We start from the raw sequence: 4,723 nt of genomic DNA on the forward strand, positions 1-4,723 counted from the left end.
GCAGCAACCGGATTGAGATTCCGTTTCGCTATATTATCATTCATAGTATAAACTAATTATGAACAGCTACTTACAGCTTAAAATCAACAAGGATATGAATGCAAAAGAATTTACCGGAGAATTATTAGGAACTTTTATCCTGGTATTATTTGGTTGCGGCTCGGTAGCTGTAGCTGTTTTATTCAGCGAATATACCGGAATTTTTCAAATCGGTCTGGCGTGGGGAATCGGGGTTATGCTGGCTATTTATCTGACCCGTCATTTGTCCTGCGCCCATCTGAATCCCGCAGTGTCAATTGCTATGGTGTTGAGCAAGCGGATGTCATTCCGCAAACTGCCCACTTACCTGACTGCCCAGTTTCTGGGGGCTTTTCTTGCAGGTTGGGCTATTTTCCTGCTATTCGCCCCTTCCATTGAAGCTTATGAAAGTGTTCAGGAAATTACAAGAGGAAGTGCGGAATCAGTAGCAACAGCCAAAATGTTTGGCGAATACTACATACAACCGGGAGGAGCGGCTGTTGTATCCATGCCATTGGCTATTGCGGCAGAAGGTTTTGGCACGTTCCTGCTGGTATTGCTCATTTTTGCCTTGACGGAAGGGTGCAATGTAGGACGTCCCAGCGACACAATGGCGCCTGTTTTCATCGGGCTTACCGTTACATCCATCATCTGCCTCATCGCCCCGCTTACGCAAGCCGGACTAAATCCTGCCCGTGATTTCGCTCCTCGCCTGGTTGCTTGTATCATGGGATGGGGAGATGCAGCTTTCCCCGACCATAGCGGTGGTTTCTTCTGGGTATATATATTAGGTCCCATTGCCGGAGGAGCGCTTGCCGCATTTTTCTTCCTGTACGTGTTCGAGCCGGTTATAAAAATGAAGAGTAACGGCTGCGATTGTGGTAAATAACAAAAAATATCAGTAACTAAAAGTAATAGAAATGAAAACTACGAAGCTCATCATTGCCGGAGGATTCTTAGGTGCCGGTAAAACAACATTGTTATGGGAAACAGCCCAAAGATTAATGAAACAAGGTCTGCGCGTCGGTCTGATTACCAATGACCAGGCTCCTGAATTGGTTGACAGCGAATTGCTATCACTCAACAACCTGCAAGTGGCGGAAGTCAGCGGCAGTTGCTTCTGCTGCAATTTCAACGGTTTCACCCAAGCCATTCAGAAGATTCGTACCGAAGCGGTAGCCGACGTAATCATCGCCGAGCCGGTGGGTAGTTGCGCCGATTTATCGGCAACTATTATGCAGCCGTTGAAACAATTCTGGAACAGCGAACTACAGATTGCTCCCCTTTCCGTGTTAGCAGATCCCGCCCGGCTCGACTCCATATTGGAGGGAGAAAACGCCGGATTACATCCCGACGCAGCTTATATCTATCGTAAACAATTGGAAGAGAGCGACATTATACTGATCAATAAATCCGATTTGCTGAATGAAGAACAGTTGGAAAGCCTGAAACAACGCACCGCACGTGCTTTCCCCTCGGCAACTGTACTGGCAGTCAGCGCTGTTACAGGCATGGGCATTGACGAATGGTTGTCACAAGCCACTGCCCGGTCGGATGCGGGCAAGCGCCTTGTTGAGATGGATTATGACCTGTATGCTAATGGAGAAGCGGTTCTCGGATGGCTGAACGGTACCGTTCGATTACACGGGGAAAACATGGATTGGAATAATTTCGCCCATACCTTCCTGAGCAATTTAGCCGCCCGTTTTGATGAAGAAAACCTCCCGGTGGGACACGTCAAAATAATAGCTGAAAACGGTATGAACTTTATTGTCGGCAACCTGACAGGCACTCGCGACACCCTTTCCACCCGAGGTTCTGCAGGTAAGGGAGAAGAAATCAAGCTGATTATTAATGCACGCGTAGAAACTTCTCCGGAACATTTAGACTTAATTGTCCGTCAAGAGCTTGATGCTCTTTGTGCCGGTAATCAAGCGCCCGAAGTATTAGCCTGGCGTTATCTCCAGCCCGGTCGTCCCCAGCCGACTTACAGGTTTACGGAAGTTGTCTAAGCGGACTTCCCTTGGTTTTAGCTTTACCTCCATAAAGTTGAAAATCGGTTTTTATCTGCCATCTGCCACCTTTTTGCTCGTATCTATTTGATAATAAACAGATTAAAGCGTTGCAGATACCCGTTGCAGATGTGTGGCAGATACCTTATCTGCCACCTATCTGCCACAGGCATAATCTTGCATCATCCCCCGTCTCCGCATTAGCGCCTGTCATTTGCCGAATCGCTTTACGCTCCATACCGGAACATGCCCTGCTGTTAGTTCCACCCAGTTGAAACGCTTTGTTTCAGGCTTTGAAACAAAGAGTTTCATCAGGGTGAAACTAAATGTATTTCACTTCGGAACAAAATGTTTCAATACGATGAAACTAAATGTATTTCACTTCGGAACAAAGTGTTTCAATACGATGAAACTAAAAGTATTATACGATGGAACAAAGTGTTTCAATACGATGAAACTAAGAGCCTGTTTAAAATTAAAAGTAATAAAATGCTAAAGGGTTTCCGCATGTGCCTGATAGGTACTTTCTTTGAAGTGACCAAACTAAAAAGAGATGTATCGTACAGATTTAACGGAAATCCGGTGGCAATATATAAAGAAAGTATTGCATATCCAAATAAGAAAGCGAAAACATGATTTACGTGAGATATGGAATGCTTTGTTTTATGTGGTAAAGACTGGTTGTCAGTGGCGTATGCTTCCATCGCACTTCCCCAAATGGCAGTTGGTGTATTACTACTATCGCAAATGGTCTTCACAAACGGATTTCGATCTGTTACTAAATGAATTACGAGGCTTAGTCCGTCTTAAGCGTGGTCAGTATAAAGACTCGACTGTAGGTATAATGGATAGTCAAAGCGTCCGTTGGGGGAATAATCGTTCCCTAAATGGAATTGACGGTAACAAGAAAGTCAAAGGTATTAAACGTCATGTGATTGTAGATAAAAACGGCTTTCTTATAGCTGTGATGGTAACTGTAGCCAATGTTCATGACAGTAAGGCGGCTTATCTGTTAGTACAAATGTTAAAGAAACTGTGTTCTTCTGTGAAAGTCATATTGGCCGATGGTGGGTATAGAGGAAACGTGATTGAAGCAGTGAAGAAATCTTTCGGTTATATCATACAGGTTGTTGTCAGTAATTATAAGGAGCTAGGTTTTCGTCCTATACATAAGCGGTGGATTGTAGAAAGAACCTTCTCCTGGTTTGATAATTACAGGAGGCTCTGCCGGAATTATGAACTTACGTTCGATTCGGCAGAGGAGATGGTCAAAATTGCATCCATAAGATTATTATTGAATAAAATTTAAACAGGCTCTTAGAGTTGGTCAATAAATATGAGTTTGAGAAATGCGTAGATCGTTATAACGGGGACTACCATGTCCGAGATCTGAATTGTTGGAATCAATTTATCCAACTATTTTTCGGTCAACTGACCTCTATGAACTCTTTACGCAATATTTGCTTATGTCTAAAAGCTCACAAACGCAAACTGTATCATTTAGGCATTAAGCAACATGTTACTCATAGCACGCTTTCAAGAGCCAACGAGAAACGAGACTGGCGTATTTTTGCTGACTTTGGAGCATATCTCATAAAGTCGATTCGCCCTTTGTATGTTGATAGCCCTATACCTAATGTGGATATTGAAAATGAAATCTTTGCTTTAGATTCCACTACTATATCTCTTAGTATAAAGCTATTTAGTTGGGCACCAGGTAAATATTCCCGAGGGGCGATAAAATTGCATACGCTACTGGATTTGAGGGGAAGTCAATACCAAGTCCGTATCAAGTCCAAGTAAAGGTCAAGTTAAGACTAACTCTATATTAACTCTATACTAACAGCTGGTCGTATTGCTGTATCCGTCCGGTGCTGCGCGGCACCTTCTCGAAATAGCTGTTCGACACCACTTCGCAGTCGTCGAGCCTGACGGTAATCTCGCGGACGGGCGTCAGTCGCACCGGCTCTTTCCGGCGCGCGAACCTCCGCCTGCACCAATCTGAAATACTTTTCATTTCGCTGCCGTGTCTTCGTGAGAGGCTTCGTTTTCGGGGGCGGCGGGGTATTCCGAGTAGACGGGCACGATGGTCTTGCCGTCGTAGTCCCATCCGACGTTGGTGAAATGCCCTGGGGGCGTGCCGAATGACGGCCACACTTTCACCGGGAACTTGCCCGCGCCGTCGCCGGGGTTGTTGCCGCAGTACAATCCGGTCAGCGCTGTGTTTTTCGACACATCGAGCGCGGTGAGTTGATTGTTCCAGCAGTACAACTCGGTCAGTGCGGTGTTTTTCGACACGTTGAGAGCGGTGAGGTTGTTGCCGTAGCAGTACAATGTGGTCAGCGCGGTGCAGCCCGACACGTCGAGAGCGGTGAGGGCGTTCTCGAAGCAGTCCAACTTGGTCAGCGTGGTGTTTTTCGACACATCGAGCGTGGTGAGGTTGTTGTAGTTGCAACCCAACCCGGCCAGCGCGGTGTTTTTCGACACATCGAGCGTGGTGAGGTTGTTGAAGTTGCAATCCAACCAGGTCAGCGCGATGTTTTTCGACACATCGAGCGTGGTGAGTTGGTTGAAGTCGCAGTATAACGTGGTCAGCCCCGTGAAATGCTCGATGCCTTTCAGCGACTTGATTCCTCCGTCGATATCGTCAGAGCCATTCACGTCGATTTTCGTCACCGCCGCAGCCTCTGCGG

At 46.1% G+C, this 4,723-nt stretch carries 5 protein-coding genes; 4 read left to right on the plus strand and 1 reads right to left on the minus strand.

Features of this window, described 5'->3' with window-relative positions:
• The first annotated feature begins 94 nt into the window (after nt 1–94).
• The 4 genes from B2Z67_RS04080 (at nt 95) to B2Z67_RS04095 (ending at nt 3,833) form a co-directional block, all read left to right on the plus strand.
• Nucleotides 95–907, plus strand: coding sequence for an MIP/aquaporin family protein (locus tag B2Z67_RS04080; RefSeq protein WP_291528547.1), 813 nt, complete (start codon nt 95–97; stop codon nt 905–907).
• 31 nt (nt 908–938) lie between these two features.
• Nucleotides 939–2,030 carry a GTP-binding protein gene (locus B2Z67_RS04085; protein WP_291528548.1) on the plus strand — a complete coding sequence of 364 codons (1,092 nt, stop codon included), beginning with the start codon at nt 939–941 and terminating at the stop codon, nt 2,028–2,030.
• A gap of 553 nt (nt 2,031–2,583) precedes the next feature.
• Nucleotides 2,584–3,339 (plus strand): IS5 family transposase, encoded by a 756-nt coding sequence (locus B2Z67_RS04090; RefSeq protein WP_291528549.1) that lies wholly within the window; start codon nt 2,584–2,586, stop codon nt 3,337–3,339.
• Nucleotides 3,340–3,353: 14 nt separating this feature from the next.
• Nucleotides 3,354–3,833, plus strand: coding sequence for a DUF4372 domain-containing protein (locus tag B2Z67_RS04095; protein ID WP_414630778.1), 480 nt, complete (start codon nt 3,354–3,356; stop codon nt 3,831–3,833).
• 210 nt (nt 3,834–4,043) lie between these two features.
• On the opposite strand, the gene B2Z67_RS04100 is transcribed toward B2Z67_RS04095, so the two are convergent.
• Nucleotides 4,044–4,723, minus strand: a 680-nt coding sequence (locus B2Z67_RS04100) for a leucine-rich repeat domain-containing protein (RefSeq protein ID WP_414630779.1), incomplete at its 5' end; no start/stop codon positions are given.

The organism is Bacteroides sp. UBA939 (assembly GCF_002293435.1).
Taxonomy (GTDB): domain Bacteria; phylum Bacteroidota; class Bacteroidia; order Bacteroidales; family Bacteroidaceae; genus Bacteroides.